This is a genomic window from Sphingomonas dokdonensis (assembly GCF_002197685.1).
GTDB lineage: Bacteria > Pseudomonadota > Alphaproteobacteria > Sphingomonadales > Sphingomonadaceae > Sphingomonas > Sphingomonas dokdonensis.
In genome coordinates this window covers 148,052-164,300 of the sequence record NZ_NBBI01000005.1, presented here as the reverse complement: position 1 = coordinate 164,300, position 16,249 = coordinate 148,052, and the positions used below count along the sequence as shown (strand labels likewise).

Genomic DNA, 16,249 nt, shown 5'->3' with positions numbered 1-16,249 from the left:
TGGTTCCTTCTATTAGGGCCAGGCGAGCCGACAACCGGAACGCCCGGTGCCGCGGCGGCAGGGAAAGAAGGAACGAAGCGTGAAAGCGCCGAAAAACCATCAATGTGCGACTGTAGCGGCGCCAGTATAGCTTGCTTGCGCCAAATAGCGAATCCGCAGCATTACAGCCGAAAATCGGATCAAGCTGGCCTTGGATTTATCTTCACGGCTGCATTGCTTTTTCGGCGCCGCCACGAAAATCAGCGAACAACTTTTCCGAAACAGAACGACTTTTTGACGGCGGCCCCCATACGGCGCCTCAGCCGATCAGCAGTCCCGCGAGCGCCGCGGACATGAGGTTGGCGAGGCTGCCCGCCAGCAGCGCACGGATGCCGAGCTTGGCGATCATCGGGCGCTGGTTCGGGGCAAGGTTGCCCGTCACCGCCATCTGGATCGCGATGGAGGAGAAATTGGCGAAGCCGCACAAGGCAAAGGTGACGATCGCCACCGTGCGCGCGGACAGGCCGGCGGCGGCCTGCTTGCCGAGATCGATATAGGCGACGAATTCGTTCAGCACGATCTTCTCGCCGAACAGCCCGCCGGCGCGCAGCGCCTCGTCCCAGGGCACGTTGATGAGGAACATCACCGGCGCAAAGACATAGCCGAGCAGCATCTGGAAGCTGAGGTCCGGCCGGCCGAACAGCCCGCCGAACGCGCCGAGCAGCCCGTTGGCGAGCGCCACCAGCGCGACGAATGCCAGCACCATCGCGCCCACCGCGACGGCGAGGCGCACGCCGGTCTGTGCGCCCTGCGCCGCGGCCATGATGAGGTTTGCGGGTTTTTCCTCGTCATGCGTCGCCTGCGGCATCGGCTCGCCGGGGGTCGTCTCGCTCGGCAAAGCGGCGATGCTTGCACCGGCAACTCGCCCTTCCGACACCAGGATCTCGCGATCGGGATCGGGCAGGTCGCCGAGCGGCAGCTCGCCCTCCGGCGGGACCGTGCGGTCGGGCATGATGATCTTCGCCATCAGGATGCCGCCGGGCGCGGCCATGAAGCTGGCGGCGAGCAGATAGTCGATGCGGATGCCCATGGAGGCATAGGCTGCGAGGATCGTGCCCGCGACGCCGGCCATGCCGCTGGTCATCACGGTGAACAGCTGCGGCGGGGTGAGGCCGGCGAGATAGGGGCGGATCACCAGCGGCGATTCGCTCTGCCCGACGAAGACGTTGGCGGCGGCGCACAGGCTTTCCACCTTCGATACGCCGATCACCTTCTCGATCGCGCCGCCCAGCCAGCGGACGATCAGTTGCATGACGCCGAGATAGTAAAGGATCGACACGAGGCTGGCGAAGAAGATGATCACTGGCAGCGCGGCGATCGCGAAGCTGTTGCCGCCGATCTCGGGGGAGGCGAGCGGGCCGAACAGGAAGTCGACGCCCGCCTTGGCATAGCCGAGCAGGCTGGAAACCCCCGCCGACATGCCCGACAGGATGCGCTTGCCCCAGGGCGCGTAGAGCACCAGCACGGCGATGCCGACCTGGAGCGCAAAGGCGCTGGCGACGATGCGGGGGCGAATGGCGCGGCGATCGGTGGACAGGGCCACGGCAAGCCCGAGAATCACGACGATACCGGCGATGCCGATCAGAAAACGGCTCAACTGCGACACTTCCCCGCTGCGGGCGGAGCTGCGCCGCCGGATGCTTTTGTCGTGTGCCTTCATAGGGAAGGGGGGCGGGGTTCGACAAGCATCCAACCACTTGCCTGTGCCGGAAGCGACATGGATGGCGAAGTCCGTGATGACGATGCGTCATCGCGATGCTACCGGCGTGCGGATGGAATCACGCGCCCCAGCGCCCATCGCGCGCTCGCTCTTCGCTTTCTCGATCTTCTACGGCGGCATGGTGTGCATAGCCGGGGTGCTCGGCAACAAGCAGATCGCATTGGGACCACTAGCGGTGGAGGCGGGCATATTCGCCTTTCTGCTGCTGGTCGCGACATCCAGCGCGATTGCGGAGCTGCACGGGCGGCATGTCGCCAACCGGCTGGTGCAGATCGGCTTTATCCCGTTGATCGTCTCGCTGCTGCTGACGTTGGTGGTGCTGGCGGTGCCGGCGTCGCCCGCGATGGAGCCCGAGCGTCTGGCCGCGTTCGACATGATGATGACCGGCACGCCGCGCATCTGGCTGGGTGGGATCGTCGCTTATGGCACCTCGCAGACGCTGAACGTCACCATCTTCGCGGCGCTGAAGGGAGGCGAGGGCAGTCGGCTGCTGTGGCTCCGCTCGGCCGTCGCCAGTGTGCTGTCGCAGATCGTCGATACCCTGCTGTTCGTCACCATCGCCTTTTATGGCGTGTTCCCGATCGGCGAGCTGCTCGTGGGGCAGATGATCGCCAAGGTCACGCTGTCGATCGTGTTGGTGCCGCCGCTGATCTACGGCTTCGTCGCGCTTGGGCGGCGGCTGGATCGCTGACGGCATGGGCGCTTTCGTCGGCGCACGCATCTGGTAAAGGCCCGCGCATGACCGATCATACTCCCGCGCCGGCATTGCTTGCCAAGGCCGAGACACTAGTCGAGGCGCTGCCGTATCTCCAGCGCTACGCCGGTGCGACATTCGTCGTGAAGTACGGCGGGCATGCGATGGGCGATCCGGAGGCGCAGCGCGACTTCGCCGAGGATGTGGTGCTGCTCAAGGCGGTGGGGATCAACCCGGTCGTGGTGCACGGCGGCGGCCCGCAGATCGGATCCATGCTGAAGCGGCTGGGCGTCGAATCGCGCTTCGTCGATGGCCTGCGCGTCACCGACGAGGAAACCGCACACATCGCCGAAATGGTGCTGGCCGGATCGATCAACAAGCAGATCGTCTCCTGGATCGCGGCCGCGGGCGGGCGCGCGGTGGGTATTTCGGGCAAGGACGCAGGGCTGGTGCAGGCCGAAAAGGTCGGCCGGCTGGAGCCCGACCAGTTGCAGGGCATCGAGCGCAAGGTCGACCTGGGCTTTGTCGGCGAGCCGGTGGCGGTGGACCGCCGCATCATCGACACGCTGAGCCGCGACGGGATCATCCCCGTGATCGCGCCGATCGGCATCGGGGCGGACGGCCACACCTATAACATCAACGCCGATACCATGGCGGGCGCGATCGCCGCGGCGCTGGACGCCAAGCGTTTCTTCCTGCTGACCGACGTGGCGGGCGTGCTGGACAAGCAGGGAGACCTGGTGACCGACCTGACGCCGGGGGACGTCGCGGCGCTGCGCGCGGATGGCACGATTTCGGGCGGCATGATCCCCAAGCTGGAGACGTGCGTGGCCGCAGTGCAGGCCGGGGTCGACGCTGCGGTGGTGCTGGACGGGCGGGTGCCGCACGGCATGTTGCTGGAAATCTTCACCCGGCGCGGCGCGGGCACGCTGATCCGGCAAGCGTAATCGCGGGTCGGCAAGGCTTGATCGATCGGTTGGGAAAGCCCAACTGTGCTAATGACATGACACACCCGAACGGAGATTGCTCTTGTTGATGCTCACCATCGTCCAGATCCTTCAGGTCCTGCTGAACGTGGTCTGGTGGGTCATCGTCATCCAGTTCGTGCTGTCGCTTCTGGTGGCGTTCAACGTCGTCAACATGCAGTCGAATTTCGTGCGCTCGCTGTACCAGGGTCTCGATCGGCTGACCGAGCCGCTGTACCGCCCGATCCGCCGCATCCTGCCCAATACCGGCGGCATCGATTTCGCGCCGGCAGTGGTGCTGATCGGCATCGCCATCCTCACCATCATCCTGAACAATGTGCAGGCCAGCGTCGTGATGGGCTCGATCTGAGCGCCTGGCGGCCGGCCGCGGACGGGCTGGCCATCGCGGTTCGGCTGACGCCGCGTGGCGGGCGCAACGCGCTCACCGCCGGCACGCCGGATCACTTCGCCGCGCGGGTCAGCGCGCCGCCCGTCGATGGGGCGGCGAATGCAGCGTTGATCGCTCTGGTTGCCAAGACCTTTGGTGTGTCACGCGGCGCGGTGCGCCTGATCGCGGGCGACACCGCGCGGCTGAAACGATTGTTCGTCACCGGCGATCCCACTGCGCTGGCGCGCATCGCTGCGACCCTCTATGGCCAGCCAGCATGACGGCACGGAACATCGACGGAAAAGCATTTGCCGCCGGCCTGCGCGCGCGGGTGGCGGCGGGCGCAGCTGAAGTGACGGCACAGGCGGGGCGCAAGCCGGGCCTCGCCGTGGTGCTGGTGGGCGAGGATCCCGCCTCTGCGGTCTATGTCCGTTCCAAGGGCAAGGCGACCGTTGCGGCCGGCATGGAAAGCTTCGAGCATCGCCTGCCCGCCGATACGACGCAGGAAACGCTGGAGGCGCTGGTCGATCAGCTGAACGCTGATCCCGCCGTCGATGGCATTCTTGTCCAATTACCGCTGCCCAAGCATCTCGACGAAAGCGCGATCATCACGCGCATCGATCCCGACAAGGACGTGGACGGTTTCCACCCGGTCAACGCCGGCCGGCTGGCGACGGGGCTGGAGGGCTTCGTGCCGTGTACGCCGCTCGGCTGCCTGATGCTGCTGCGCGATGTGCATGGCGATCTTACGGGCCTCGATGTGGTGGTGATCGGCCGCTCCAACATCGTCGGCAAGCCGATGGCGCAGCTGCTGATCGGTGACAGTTGCACCGTGACGGTGGCGCATTCGCGCACCCGCGATCTGCCGGAGGTGGTGAAGCGCGCAGATATCGTCGTTGCCGCGGTGGGCCGCGCCGCGATGGTGAAGCCCGAATGGATCAAGCCGGGGGCAACGCTGGTCGACGTCGGCATCAACCGCACCGAGGGCGGGCTGGTCGGCGACGTCGATCCCGCTTGTGCCGAGGTGGCGGGGGCGATGACGCCGGTGCCTGGCGGCGTCGGCCCGATGACGATTGCGGTGCTGCTGCGCAATACTTTGGTCTCCGCCGCTCGCCGGCAGGGTGTCACCTTATCGCAGGCGATCTGAGCGTGCTCGTCGCCCTGCTGCTGGCGGCTGCCGCGCCGCAGAGCGCGGTGGAGGCGGAGCATGCGTTCGCTGCCGACGCGCAGAAGCTGGGGCAATGGACCGCCTTTCGCAAATGGGCGGCGAAGGACGCGATCTTCCTGCCGCCGCAGCCGGTCTCGGTGGCGCTGAAGGACGCGCCCGATCCGCCCCAGTCCGTGAATTGGTGGCCGACTGCGAGCTTCGTCTCGTGCGACGGCGTGACCGCGGCGAATACCGGCGGCGCGTTCTGGCCGGGCGGGCGGCACAGTTTCTTTTCGACCATCTGGCGGCGGCAGCCGGACGGGGAGTGGCGCTGGCTGCTCGATGGAGGCGGCGATGTGGCGGCGCCACGCCCGCGCGTGGCAAAGCCGCGCCTTCGCCGCGCCGCGTGCAAGGGCACGCCGACGCACAACAAAGAGGCGGAAAACAGCGGCGGCGCATCGCGCGACGCCACGCTGCGCTGGCATTGGCAGGTTGCGCCCGACGGCGGCCACCGCTTTACCGTGCAGATGTGGACCGGCGCAGCCTATGAAACCGTGATCGACGATCGCGTCCCTGCCCCCAAGCCGAGGCGATCATGATCGAACTCTACATCTCCGCGCTCATCACATTTTTCGTGGTGATCGATCCGCCGGGCTGCGCGCCGATCTACGCGGGCCTGACGAACGGCGCGAGCGCGGCGCAGCGGCGCTCCATGGCGATCCGCGCGGTGGGCGTTGCCTCGGCGATCCTGCTGGTGTTCGCGCTGTTTGGCGAAAAGCTGCTGCACGGGCTTGGCATCGAGCTTGCCTCATTCCGTATTGCGGGCGGCATCATGCTGTTCCTCATCGCGCTGGAGATGGTGTTCGAAAAGCGCACGCAGCGGCGCGAGGATCGTGCGGCCAACATTACGCCCGAAGAGGCCGAGGACGTCTCGATCTTTCCCATGGCGATGCCGATGATCGCCGGTCCTGGCTCGATCGCGAGCGTCATGCTGCTGATGGCGCGCAACGACGGGCTGGAGCGATCGTTGATCGTGCTCGCCGCCCTAGCCACCATTTTGCTGCTGACCCTTGTGGCGCTGCTTGCGGCCGGGCCGCTGATGCGACTGCTGGGGCACAAGATCGAGGCGGTGATCACCCGGTTGCTGGGCGTGCTGCTAGCGGCGCTGGCGGTGCAGTTCGTCATCAACGGTATCCTGGAACAGCTGCGCTGATCTGAGCGCCGCGCAAGCAAGACGGTTGCCAAGCCTCCATGCCAGCGGGCAACACGCAGGCAAAGGAGACGATGCATGGCCGACCAGCAGCTTTACCCGGTACCCGCGGACTGGGCCGCCGAGGCAAAGGTGGATCGCGCCGGCTATGAGGCGATGTATGCCGCCGCCGCGCGTGATCCAGATGCCTTCTGGCTGGAGCAGGCGGCGCGGCTCGATTGGGTGAAGGCGCCGACGGTTGCGGGCGACTGGTCGTTCGACGAGGCGGATTTCGGCATCAGCTGGTTCAAGGACGGCGTGCTCAACGTGTCCGCCAACTGCTTGGATCGGCATCTGGCGGAACGCGGCGACACCGTCGCGATCATCTGGGAACCCGACGAGCCGGGCGAGGAGGCGAAGCGCTTCACCTATGCCGAGCTGCATGCCGAGGTCTGCCGCTTCGCCAACGTGCTGAAGGCGCAGGGGGTAGCGAAGGGCGACCGCGTGACGATCTACCTGCCGATGATCCCCGAGGCGGCGTTTGCGCTGCTCGCCTGCGCGCGAATCGGTGCGATCCATTCGGTGGTGTTCGGCGGCTTTTCGCCCGAGGCGCTCGCCGGCCGGATCGAGGATTGCGACTCCAAGCTGGTCGTCACCGCCGACTGCGGGCGGCGCGGCGGCAAGCGCATTCCGCTGAAGGCCAATGTCGACGCCGCCGCGGCGCATGCGCCCAGCCTGGAACGGGTGATCGTCGTCAAGGCGACCGGTGACGATGTGCCGATGCACGATCGTGACGTTTGGTACCACGAGGCCGCTGCCGATGTGGCGGCCGACTGCGCGCCCGAGCCGATGGAGGCGGAGGACCCGCTGTTCATCCTCTACACCTCCGGGTCGACGGGGAAGCCCAAGGGCGTGCTGCATACCACCGGCGGCTATCTGCTGTGGGCCAGCTTCACCCACGATCTCGTGTTCGACTATCGTCCCGGCAACGTCTTCTGGTGTGCCGCCGATATCGGCTGGGTGACCGGGCATACCTATGTGATCTATGGCCCGCTGGCGAACGGCGCGACGACGCTGATGTACGAGGGGTTGCCCAACTGGCCGGACGCCAGCCGCATCTGGCAGGTGGTCGACCGGCACCAGGTGCACACGCTGTTCACCGCACCGACCGCGCTGCGCGCGCTGATGAAGGAGGGCGACGCGCCGGTGAAGGCGACCAACCGGGCGAGCCTGAAGCTGCTCGGTACAGTGGGCGAGCCGATCAATCCGGAGGCGTGGCGCTGGTACCATGATGTGGTGGGCGAGGGGCGTTCGCCAATCGTTGACACCTGGTGGCAGACCGAGACGGGCGGCGCACTGATCGCGCCGCTGCCCGGCGCGACCGACCTGAAGCCGGGCTCCGCCACCCGCCCGCTGCCCGGCGTGCAGCCGCAACTGGTCGACGAGAATGGTTCGGTGCTGGACGGCGAGACGAGCGGCAATCTGTGCATTACGGCGAGTTGGCCGGGGCAGATGCGCACCGTGTGGGGCGATCACGAACGGTTCTTCCAGACCTATTTCACCACCTATCGCGGCAAGTACTTCACCGGCGACGGATGCCGCCGCGACGAGGACGGTTATTACTGGATCACCGGCCGCGTGGACGATGTGCTGAACGTCTCCGGCCACCGCATGGGAACGGCCGAGGTGGAAAGCGCGCTGGTGCTGCATCCCAAGGTGGCGGAGGCCGCGGTGGTCGGCATGCCGCACGACGTGAAGGGACAAGGCATCTACGCCTACGTCACGCTGAATTCGGGCGTGGAGGGGTCGGACGATCTGGCGGGTGAGCTCAGGCAATGGGTGCGCAAGGAGATCGGGCCGATCGCCAGCCCCGATGCGATCCAGTTCGCCCCTGGGCTGCCCAAAACACGGTCGGGGAAGATCATGCGGCGAATCCTGCGCAAGATTGCGGAAGGCGACGTGGGGGGCCTGGGCGATACATCAACACTGGCCGATCCGGCGGTGGTGGACGACCTGGTCGCGCATCGCGTCGGCTAACCGCTTGGCAGGGCGGCGCGCCGGCGACTCGGATAGCGCCGCTACCCTGCGACCCGCGCGCATTTGCGGCTTGCGGCGGCGTTTTCAGCACGTCGGCTCGAGCAGCCAACGGTTCAGCGTCGATTCCGCCCGCTCAGTCACCTTCGGCCGACGAATCGGTTGACCCGGCCAAAGAGAATCTATCCTCCTGCAGGCACACGATAACGCTGCCGTTCAAACCCGTGGGGGGTCGCATTGGGTCAGCAAGACGATGGCGCTTGGCTCACCGCCGAGCTGCTCGAACACATTCTTGGTTCCGCGCGGGCTGCCGGCCCGCATCTGATGATTTCGCGTGGCGACTGCCCGATGACGCTCGACGCGCTGACCCGGCAAGGCTGGGTGCAGGAGAAACGCGGGCACATCGTGCTGACCGCCAAGGCGCGGGCGCGGCGGATGCAGGACATGCGCGCGGCTTGAGGACGAGGGCGGCTTTGGTCGCCCTGGTTACGATCTGTCCGTCGCCCAGGACTTTAGCTGTGATGGAACGTGTCGTCCAAGCAAATGGCGGCAGCGTTCGCTGGGGCTTGGATCCCGGATCAAGTCCGGGATGACGTCCGTTCTAGAAATGCTGGCGATCCAATAACGTCATGCCGGCCCTGCGCCGGCATCCACTTATCCGCGAGTCCCACAGCCGTTGAATGAGCGGCACGGTGGATGCCGGGACAAGCCCGGCATGACGACGTGGGTAGGTCACCGTCGGGTTGGCGCTACGCCGTCAGACGGGACCGGCTGCGCCGGCCCGCTGCCCGTCGCGGCGACTCCCTGGATTGCCTGGGCAATCCAGGGGCGCCCGCATCTTACGCGGCGACCGCGTACGGCTTGATCTCACCCGACAGATACAGGTTGCGCGCCTTGGCGCGGCTTAGCTTGCCCGAACTGGTGCGCGGCAGCGTGCGGGGCGGAATCAGTTCGATGACGCAGTTCATGCCGGTCACCGCGCGGACGCGGTCGCGGATCTCGTCGCGCAGGCGGCTGCGCTCGTCATCGTCGGAGGTGCGGCACTGGACCAGCACCGCGGGGGTTTCCTCACCGCCCGGCGTGGTGATCGCAAAGGCGGCAATGTCGCCCTGCTTGAAGCCGGGGAGTTGCTCGACCGCCCACTCGATGTCCTGCGGCCAATGGTTGCGGCCGTTGACGATGATCATGTCCTTGGCGCGGCCGACGATGTAGATGTAGCCGTCCGACAGATAGCCCATGTCGCCCGTGTCGAGCCAGCCATCGGTGAGGCAGGCCTCGGTCGCGGCGTCGTCGCGGAAATAGCCGACCATCAGGGACGGGCCGCTGCACCACACCTTGCCGATCGCACGCTCGGGCAGCGGAGTGCCGTCCTCCTCGCGGATCTCCACGGTCATGTCGCGCACCGGCTTGCCGCAATTCACGATCGCGCGGTAGCGCTGCGGCCGGTCCTGCCCGGCAGGGACGCCCGACAGCTGCGTTTCCTCGACCAGCTCGACGCGAATGCCCTCGCCCGGCGGCATGATTGATACCGCGAGCGTCGCCTCGGCAAGGCCGTAGGAGGGGAGAAAGGCAGTCGCCTCGAACCCGGCATCGGCAAAGGCGTCGACGAAACCCTGCATCACGTCGGGCCGGATCATGTCCGCGCCATTACCGGCCAGGCGCCAGCGCGATAGGTCGAAGCGGTCGGCGGCCTTCGTCTGGCTCGACATGCGGCGTGAGCAGATGTCGTAGCCGAAAGTCGGCGAATAGCTGATCGAGGTACCGGGATTGCGGCTGATGAGATCGAGCCAGGCCAGCGGGCGGCGCGCGAAATCTTCGGTCTTCAGGTAATCCACCGACACCTGATTGGCGACGGGCGACAGGAAGCAGCCGACCAGCCCCATGTCGTGATACCACGGCAGCCAGGAGATGCAGCGGTCGCTTTCGATCAGCTCCATGCCGTGGGAATGCGCAGCAAGGTTGTTGAGCAACGCGTGGTGGGTGATCGCGACGCCGTGCGGGAAGCGCGTCGAGCCGCTGGAATATTGCAGATAGGCGATGTCCTCGCCGTCGGCGTGCGGCAGGTCCACCGCCGGCGCATCGCGGCCGAGCAGGTCCGCCCAGTCGACTCCCTGCGTATCGACGGCCGCTGCCGCAGCGCCTGCCATCTCCGCCAGTTCGGGCGGATAGATCAGCATCACGGGATCGCAGCTGGTCAGCTGAACGCGCAATTGATCGATGTACGATTCCTTGCCGCCGAACGAGGTCGGCAGCGGCAGCGGCACGGGCCACGCGCCGGCGTAAACGGTGCCAAAGAATAAGGCGGCGAATTCGGCGCTCGTTTCGGCCACCAGCGCCACGCGTTCACCCGGCGCCACACCCGCGGCGATCAGCCGGTAAGCGGCGGCGATCGCATCGCCGCGCAGCTCGCGGAACGGATACGGGCGTACCAATGTACCGCGCGCATCGTGGAAGTTCAGCCCGCGCGTCCCCTGCGCGGCATAGTCCAGCGCGTCGCCCAATGTCGCGAAATCGGCGAATCGGCGCGGCTGTGCATCGCTGCTGGGGGTGGGAGTAAGGGTCGCGCTGGTCATAAATGCTTTGCTCAAAAATCTCGCTCGGGGTGCCGCAAGGGCGCCGACGCATATCAGGATGGCCACAAGCCGAGCCGGCCATCTGATAGAGCGCCACGTTCAAATTCCAACTCCAGTGTGGCAACAAGAAGGCGGATGCCCGATACCAGACGCCAACCACCGCCGCTGGACGCCGCCAAGCTGGAGGCGCTGGCGCTGCGCTATGTCGAGCGCTTCGCCACGACGCGCGGCAAATTGGCCGCCTATCTCGCGCGCAAGGTGCGTGAGCGGGGCTGGTCCGGCGCGATCGTCGACCCCGCCGACCTAGCGGAGCGGATGGCCGCGCTCGGCTATGTCAACGATGGCGTCTTTGCGGAGGCACGCGCCCGATCGCTCACGCGGCGCGGCTATGGCGTGCGCCGCGTGTCGCAGGCGCTGCGCGCGGCGCATGTCGACGAGGACGATGCCGCCCCGGCGCTGGAACAAAGCGCGGAGGATGCCTTTGCCAGCGCGCTGGCGCTCGCCCGGCGGCGCCGCTTCGGCCCCTATGCGCGAACGCCGGCCGACGATCGCACCCGCGAACGGCAGATCGCCGCCATGCTGCGTGCGGGGCACGGCTTTGCTCTGGCGCGACGGATCGTGTCGGCACCGCCAGGCGCCGATCTGACGCCCGATCAATGATGATCGTTTCTGCTCTGTGATGTTGTGCAGCGCGTCAACCATGCTAGCGTCTTTCTCCGGGGGATTGGATTAATATGCGCAGCGACCCGCCTGAGGACCTGAAAGTCGAGGGCACATTGGCGAGCGAAGAGGACGGTGTGCCCGTGGTGGGCATGCTGAAGTGGTTCGATGTCACGCGCGGGTTCGGCTTTCTGGTGCCCGACGAAGGCCAGATCGGCGATGTGCTGATCCATTTTTCGGTGTTGCAGCCGCTTGGCCGTCGCAGCTTGCCCGAGGGCACGCGCATCAACGCCATTGCGGTACGGGGCGAGCGCGGCTTTCAGGCCCGCGAGATCCTGTCGATCGACACGTCCACCGCCGTCGAGCCAGCGTCGCGCCCGGCGAGCCGGGTCGATCCGGCCACTTTGATCGACGAGGCGGGGGATTGGGAGCCGGTCTCGGTAAAGTGGTTCAATCGCCTGAAAGGCTACGGATTTCTGGTGCGCGACGACGTGCCCGGCGATATCTTCGTGCACATGGAAACGCTGCGCCGCGGCGACATTGCCGACGTGCTTCCCGAACAACGCCTGCGCGCGCGCGTTGTGGACGGGAACAAGGGGCCGATGGCGGTCAGCGTCGTACGGGAGAAATAGAATGAAGGTTCACGGGCTTGCGGCGCTGGCGCTGCTGATCGGTGCGTCCGCCTGCACCGGGCGCGATGCTGCCGCGACAGCCGGGAACGAGGCGGCGCGGGCTCCGCTTACCGAACTGACGATCGCCAGCACCAACGGTCGGCACGTCTTTCGCGTGGAGGTGGCTGATACGGTCGAGAAGCAGCAGCGCGGCCTGATGTATCGCACCGACATTCCCAAGGATGGCGGCATGCTGTTCGCGCCCTATCCGCCCGAAGGTGGTGGGCCGCGCGAGGCGAGCTTCTGGATGAAGAACACGCCCTCGCCGCTCGACATCATCTTTATTCGCGCGGACGGCACCATCGCGCGCATCGCGGAGAACACCGTGCCTTTCTCCGAGGCGCAGGTGCCATCGGGTGAGCCGGTTTCGGCAGTGCTGGAGCTGAATGGCGGGCGCGCGGCGGAGCTTGGGATCGCGGAAGGCGACAAGGTCAGCTGGGCGAAGTGAGCGGGTCGGCAGGTGCGGCGGCGACGGGATCGCCGCGCGGCCGCAACCAGTAGAGCGGCAGCGCGGTTAGCATCAGCGCCAGCCCCCAGGCGATCGCATCCCAGCCGGCGCCCCACAGGGTCCACAAGGTGAAGGCGAGGCCGATCGTTGCCAGGAGCCGGCCGATACCGGCGACCAGCGCGGCGATGCAGCCGCCCAGAAAGATCCACAAGGTCGCCGCCGCGGTTAGCCGCAGCATGAAATCGAGCAGCCCGGCGCCGCCGCGCGTCGCGTTGCTGAGGATCAGGATGCTGGCGAGCACGCTGGATACGAGCAGCGCACGCACCGGCACGTCGCGGCGCGACACGCGCGCGAACCAGCGCGGCAACAGCCCGGCGCGTGCCATGCCGAGCGGCAGTTCACCCTGCATCAGCACCCAGCCGTTGAGGCTGCCTACCGCCGCGATCACCGCGAAGGCCGCCACGGTCAGCCCGGCGGTGCGGCCCCAGAAGGTCTCCACGAACAATGCGACGGGGGCGGGCGAGGCGGCAATGGTCGCCTGCGGCATGGCGTAGATCACGCCGGTGCAGATCAGCAGATAGAACAGGCTGGTGACGACGAGGCCGGTCATGGTGGCGCGGCCGACGTTGCGCGCGGGATCGCGCACGCGCTCGGCGGCGACGCTGGCGGTCTCGAACCCGATCAGCGCAAAGAAGACGAGCGCCAGCGCGGGCGCAACCTGACCGATGGCAAAGGGCGCATGCGGATGCGCGCGGAACTGGGCGCCGCCCTGCGCGGCGAGACCGGCGAGGATCAGCACGACGGCGAGCAGCGGCAGCAGCTTCAGCACGGTGGTCACCAGCTGGAACCGCCCGGCGGCGCGCGCCCCGCCCAGGTTGTTCAGCGTCAGCAACCACAACAGCCCCGTCGCGGACAGTGCGCCGGCAAGCGGCGTGGCGGTCAAGGCGGGCAGGAACGTGCCGAGGTAGTTGACGGCGGTGATCGCGATGATCGCATTGGTGGCCCAGACGCCGACCCAATAGCTCCAGCCGAGCAAGACGCCGGCAAGCGGGCCAAGCACGCTGCCGCTGATCGCCACTACGCCGCTCGCATCGGGAAAGGCCGCCGCCAGGCGGGTGAGCACGCCGCCGAGCACCAGCGCGCCGGCGACGGCGATCAGCCAGGCCGCCGCGCCGCTGGCGCCGAACGGGGCGAGCTGCGCCGGCAGCACGAAGATGCCCGATCCGATCATCGAGCCGACCACCAGCGCCGTCGCCATCCAGAACCCGAACGGCCGCGCCGCTGTTTGATCGGTCATTGCACCTGCATTCCTGTTCAAGCGCGGCGCCTGAAGCACGGACGCCGGCGATTGCATAGGGGGCGATCCTGTTCAAACGGCATGCCGGGGCGAGATGACGCGACGCGCGCCATTGAAGCCCCGCGCGGCAGCGGCTAAGCGCGGAGGCGATATGGGCATCAACCTCAATCCCTTCACGTGGTGGAACGGCGCCACCATCGGCACCTGGTTCGGGCTGCGCGGCATGTCGCGCATCGGCGAGGACGGGCTCGGCAACGTCTATTACCAGGGCGGCAAGGATGGCGCGGGCAATCCGCGGCGCTGGGTGATCTACAACGGATCGAACGATGCGAGCCGCGTGCCCCCCGAATGGTTCAGCTGGCTGCACCATCAGGTCGACGCCGCACCCGCCAACGCGCTGCCGGCGCCGCGGCCGTGGCAGAAGCCCGCCAAGCCCAACATGACCGGCACCGCCGAGGCGTATCGCCCGTCGGGCGCGATGGAGATGGGCGGCCGGCGCCAGGCGGCGACCGGAGATTACGAGGCGTGGAGCCCCGACGCGTGAAGCCAGCGGTCGCGGCGGCCGCGATCGGCGGCGCCGCCCTGCTCGCCGTGGGCGTGTGGCAGGGCGCGCGGCTGATCGGCGACGACGCGCGCGAAACGGCGCCCGCGACCAGCCAGCAGGTGCCCGACGCGGCCGAGGAAAAGGCGCCCTCAGACGTCGTGACGGTGGAGGGCGATGCCGGGCCGGTGGATGCCGGCAGCACGCCCATGGCGCAGCGCAGCGCAGAGATCGGTGTGCTCAACAAGCGCAATGGCGTCAGCCGCAATCTTACCATGAAGCCGGGGCAGGCGCTGCGCGTGGGCGACACGATCGTTCGGCTGCGCGCGTGCGAGCGGACCGCGCCGTGGGAGCAGGAGCAGCTGACCGGCGCCTTTCTGCAGGTGGACGTGCGCGGCAGCGACGACAAATGGCGGCGCACCTTTTCCGGCTGGCTCTACAAGGAGCGGCCCGCGCTCAATGTCGTGCAGCACCCGATCTACGACGTCTGGCCCAAGAGCTGCACGATGTCCTTTCCCGACAAGGGGCCGGATACCGACGTGCTTGGCGGCCCATCTACCGCGCGGAAATCGGCGCCGGTCGCGCGCCAGGCAGCGGGCCCGTCCGACGAGACGCCCAGCACGTCCGACAGCGCATCGCCCAGCAACGCCATGTAATCCTGCCGATCGATCTCCACCGCGCCGAGCGAGGCGAGGTGATCGGTCATGAACTGGCAGTCGAGCAAGGAATAGCCGCCGCCGCGCAGCCGGGCGACCAGCGCCGCCAGCGCGGCCTTGGAGGCATCGCGCGTCCGGCTCACCATGCTTTCGCCAAAGAAGGCGCGTCCGATCGACAGGCCATATAGCCCGCCCACTAGCCGCGAGCCCTCCCAGCATTCGATCGAATGGGCAAAGCCGGCCGCGTGCAATTCCAGAAAGACGCGTTCGATTGAGGGGTTGATCCAGGTTTCGGGTCGATCGCTTGCCGCTTCGGCGCACATCGCGATTACCGTGCCGAACGCCGTGTCGGCGGTCAGCCGGAAGCGTTCGGCGCGCAGCGTCTTGCGCAAGGAGCGGGAGAGGTGAAAGCCGTCGAGGGGCATGATCGCGCGGCGGCGCGGCTCGACCCAATAGACGCCGGGCGCGTCGCGCGCATCGGCCATGGGAAATACGCCGACGGCATAGGCGCCCAGCACGGAGGCGGGATCTAGCAGGTCAAAGGCGGGGCGGCGCGTCATCGGCGCCTAGCATAAGAACCCGCCGTCGCTCCTGCCAAGGCGCGACGGCGGGTTTGAACCGTTATTCGTGGCAGGAAAGCGTGCCCTTGCCGGGCACCTCGATCTTCACGTTGGCGGTGTCGCCGGTCATCGACCAACCACCCTCGGCGGTCAGCGGCTCGCCGGCGGTGGCGGCGGTCAGCGTGGTGGGCGTGCCGCCCTGCTCGGTACGCACGACGGCCTGCTTGTCGCCTTCGAAGAAGGTGACGTACACCAGGCTGTTGTCGGCGCAGCGCATCGTCTTGTCCGCCTTGATCGCAGGCGGCATTTCGATCGAGCCGGCGTTGGCGAGCTCGGCCGCCATCGGATCGGGATTGGAGTCGAGAACCTCGGGCTCCGACTTGGAGTTACAGGCAGCAAGCGCGAAAAGCGCCGCGGCGGCAATGGGGAAGGGGCTCTTCATAGCGGATCGCGACTTCGCCGATGCAGCATGGAGCGTCAAGCCGCCCGACGGCCCGGAGAGACACTTTGTTGCAAGATCGCTGACCTATTTTCCGTTTTCCTCGCTTCGCCGGGCCGAATTGCGTTTGCAACGGGCTGCATGGACGTTGGTTGGTAGCTGCATTGCGCCCGCAGCGCCTATCGGGCCGTCGGAAGAAAAGGGTGGGATTGTTCCCTACATGTTCTT

At 67.2% G+C, this 16,249-nt stretch carries 18 protein-coding genes and 1 pseudogene; 14 read left to right on the top strand and 5 right to left on the bottom strand.

What is annotated here, in order from left to right:
• Window positions 1-298: 298 nt before the first annotated feature.
• Entirely contained in the window at window positions 299-1,636 is a 1,338-nt protein-coding gene (locus tag SPDO_RS13450) for a NupC/NupG family nucleoside CNT transporter (RefSeq protein WP_245829503.1), read from the bottom strand.
• A 175-nt stretch (window positions 1,637-1,811) separates the two neighbouring features.
• Here SPDO_RS13450 and SPDO_RS13445 point away from each other — a divergent pair, with 175 nt between their 5' ends.
• The 9 genes from SPDO_RS13445 to SPDO_RS13405 all read left to right on the top strand — a co-directional run bounded on the left by SPDO_RS13445 (window position 1,812) and on the right by SPDO_RS13405 (window position 8,635).
• Window positions 1,812-2,450 carry a queuosine precursor transporter gene (locus SPDO_RS13445; protein ID WP_088368067.1) on the top strand — a complete coding sequence of 213 codons (639 nt, stop codon included), beginning with the start codon at window positions 1,812-1,814 and terminating at the stop codon, window positions 2,448-2,450.
• A gap of 47 nt (window positions 2,451-2,497) precedes the next feature.
• On the top strand, window positions 2,498-3,400 hold the full coding sequence (gene argB / locus SPDO_RS13440) for an acetylglutamate kinase (RefSeq protein ID WP_088368011.1): 903 nt from the start codon (window positions 2,498-2,500) through the stop codon (window positions 3,398-3,400).
• 88 nt (window positions 3,401-3,488) lie between these two features.
• Window positions 3,489-3,788 carry a YggT family protein gene (locus tag SPDO_RS13435; protein WP_211280092.1) on the top strand — a complete coding sequence of 100 codons (300 nt, stop codon included), beginning with the start codon at window positions 3,489-3,491 and terminating at the stop codon, window positions 3,786-3,788.
• A complete protein-coding gene (locus tag SPDO_RS13430) occupies window positions 3,785-4,087 on the top strand; it encodes a DUF167 domain-containing protein (RefSeq protein WP_088368066.1) in 303 nt (100 codons plus the stop codon). The genes SPDO_RS13435 and SPDO_RS13430 overlap by 4 nt, the downstream gene beginning before the upstream one ends.
• Window positions 4,084-4,953, top strand: a complete 870-nt coding sequence (gene folD / locus SPDO_RS13425; RefSeq protein ID WP_088368009.1) for a bifunctional methylenetetrahydrofolate dehydrogenase/methenyltetrahydrofolate cyclohydrolase FolD — start codon at window positions 4,084-4,086, stop codon at window positions 4,951-4,953. The genes SPDO_RS13430 and folD overlap by 4 nt, the downstream gene beginning before the upstream one ends.
• A gap of 2 nt (window positions 4,954-4,955) precedes the next feature.
• The gene (locus SPDO_RS13420) at window positions 4,956-5,552 is read left to right on the top strand and encodes a hypothetical protein (protein WP_088368008.1); all 597 of its coding nucleotides are present in this window, start codon (window positions 4,956-4,958) and stop codon (window positions 5,550-5,552) included.
• Entirely contained in the window at window positions 5,549-6,166 is a 618-nt protein-coding gene (locus tag SPDO_RS13415; protein WP_088368007.1) for a MarC family protein, read from the top strand. Before SPDO_RS13420 ends, SPDO_RS13415 begins: the two co-directional genes overlap by 4 nt.
• A gap of 75 nt (window positions 6,167-6,241) precedes the next feature.
• A complete protein-coding gene (acs, locus tag SPDO_RS13410) occupies window positions 6,242-8,179 on the top strand; it encodes an acetate--CoA ligase (protein WP_088368006.1) in 1,938 nt (645 codons plus the stop codon).
• A gap of 234 nt (window positions 8,180-8,413) precedes the next feature.
• Window positions 8,414-8,635 (top strand): hypothetical protein, encoded by a 222-nt coding sequence (locus SPDO_RS13405; RefSeq protein WP_088368005.1) that lies wholly within the window; start codon window positions 8,414-8,416, stop codon window positions 8,633-8,635.
• Window positions 8,636-9,015: 380 nt separating this feature from the next.
• On the opposite strand, the gene SPDO_RS13400 is transcribed toward SPDO_RS13405, so the two are convergent.
• Complete coding sequence (locus SPDO_RS13400; protein ID WP_088368004.1) at window positions 9,016-10,749, bottom strand: fatty acyl-AMP ligase; 1,734 nt, start codon at window positions 10,747-10,749, stop codon at window positions 9,016-9,018.
• Between the two features lie 135 nt (window positions 10,750-10,884).
• Here SPDO_RS13400 and SPDO_RS13395 point away from each other — a divergent pair, with 135 nt between their 5' ends.
• The 3 genes from SPDO_RS13395 to SPDO_RS13385 all read left to right on the top strand — a co-directional run bounded on the left by SPDO_RS13395 (window position 10,885) and on the right by SPDO_RS13385 (window position 12,528).
• On the top strand, window positions 10,885-11,409 hold the full coding sequence (locus SPDO_RS13395; protein WP_088368003.1) for a regulatory protein RecX: 525 nt from the start codon (window positions 10,885-10,887) through the stop codon (window positions 11,407-11,409).
• 74 nt (window positions 11,410-11,483) lie between these two features.
• The gene (locus SPDO_RS13390; protein WP_245829501.1) at window positions 11,484-12,041 is read left to right on the top strand and encodes a cold shock domain-containing protein; all 558 of its coding nucleotides are present in this window, start codon (window positions 11,484-11,486) and stop codon (window positions 12,039-12,041) included.
• Between the two features lies 1 nt (window position 12,042).
• The gene (locus tag SPDO_RS13385; RefSeq protein WP_088368002.1) at window positions 12,043-12,528 is read left to right on the top strand and encodes a DUF192 domain-containing protein; all 486 of its coding nucleotides are present in this window, start codon (window positions 12,043-12,045) and stop codon (window positions 12,526-12,528) included.
• On the opposite strand, the gene SPDO_RS13380 is transcribed toward SPDO_RS13385, so the two are convergent.
• On the bottom strand, window positions 12,512-13,825 hold the full coding sequence (locus SPDO_RS13380; protein WP_158212198.1) for an APC family permease: 1,314 nt from the start codon (window positions 13,823-13,825) through the stop codon (window positions 12,512-12,514). The two genes, SPDO_RS13385 and SPDO_RS13380, sit on opposite strands and share 17 nt — an antisense overlap.
• 151 nt (window positions 13,826-13,976) lie before the next feature.
• Between SPDO_RS13380 and SPDO_RS13375 the strand changes: the two genes are divergently transcribed.
• Together SPDO_RS13375 and SPDO_RS17325 are read left to right on the top strand one after the other, a co-directional pair.
• Window positions 13,977-14,369 carry an NADH:ubiquinone oxidoreductase subunit NDUFA12 gene (locus tag SPDO_RS13375; RefSeq protein ID WP_088368000.1) on the top strand — a complete coding sequence of 131 codons (393 nt, stop codon included), beginning with the start codon at window positions 13,977-13,979 and terminating at the stop codon, window positions 14,367-14,369.
• A 206-nt stretch (window positions 14,370-14,575) separates the two neighbouring features.
• Window positions 14,576-14,809 (top strand): annotated as a pseudogene (locus SPDO_RS17325) (DUF2155 domain-containing protein); the annotation flags it as partial.
• A gap of 35 nt (window positions 14,810-14,844) precedes the next feature.
• On the opposite strand, the gene aat reads toward SPDO_RS17325, so the two are convergent.
• Together aat and SPDO_RS13360 are read right to left on the bottom strand one after the other, a co-directional pair.
• Complete coding sequence (gene aat / locus SPDO_RS13365; protein WP_088367999.1) at window positions 14,845-15,582, bottom strand: leucyl/phenylalanyl-tRNA--protein transferase; 738 nt, start codon at window positions 15,580-15,582, stop codon at window positions 14,845-14,847.
• 61 nt (window positions 15,583-15,643) lie between these two features.
• Window positions 15,644-16,024, bottom strand: a complete 381-nt coding sequence (locus SPDO_RS13360) for a hypothetical protein (RefSeq protein ID WP_088367998.1) — start codon at window positions 16,022-16,024, stop codon at window positions 15,644-15,646.
• Between the last annotated feature and the right edge of the window lie 225 nt (window positions 16,025-16,249).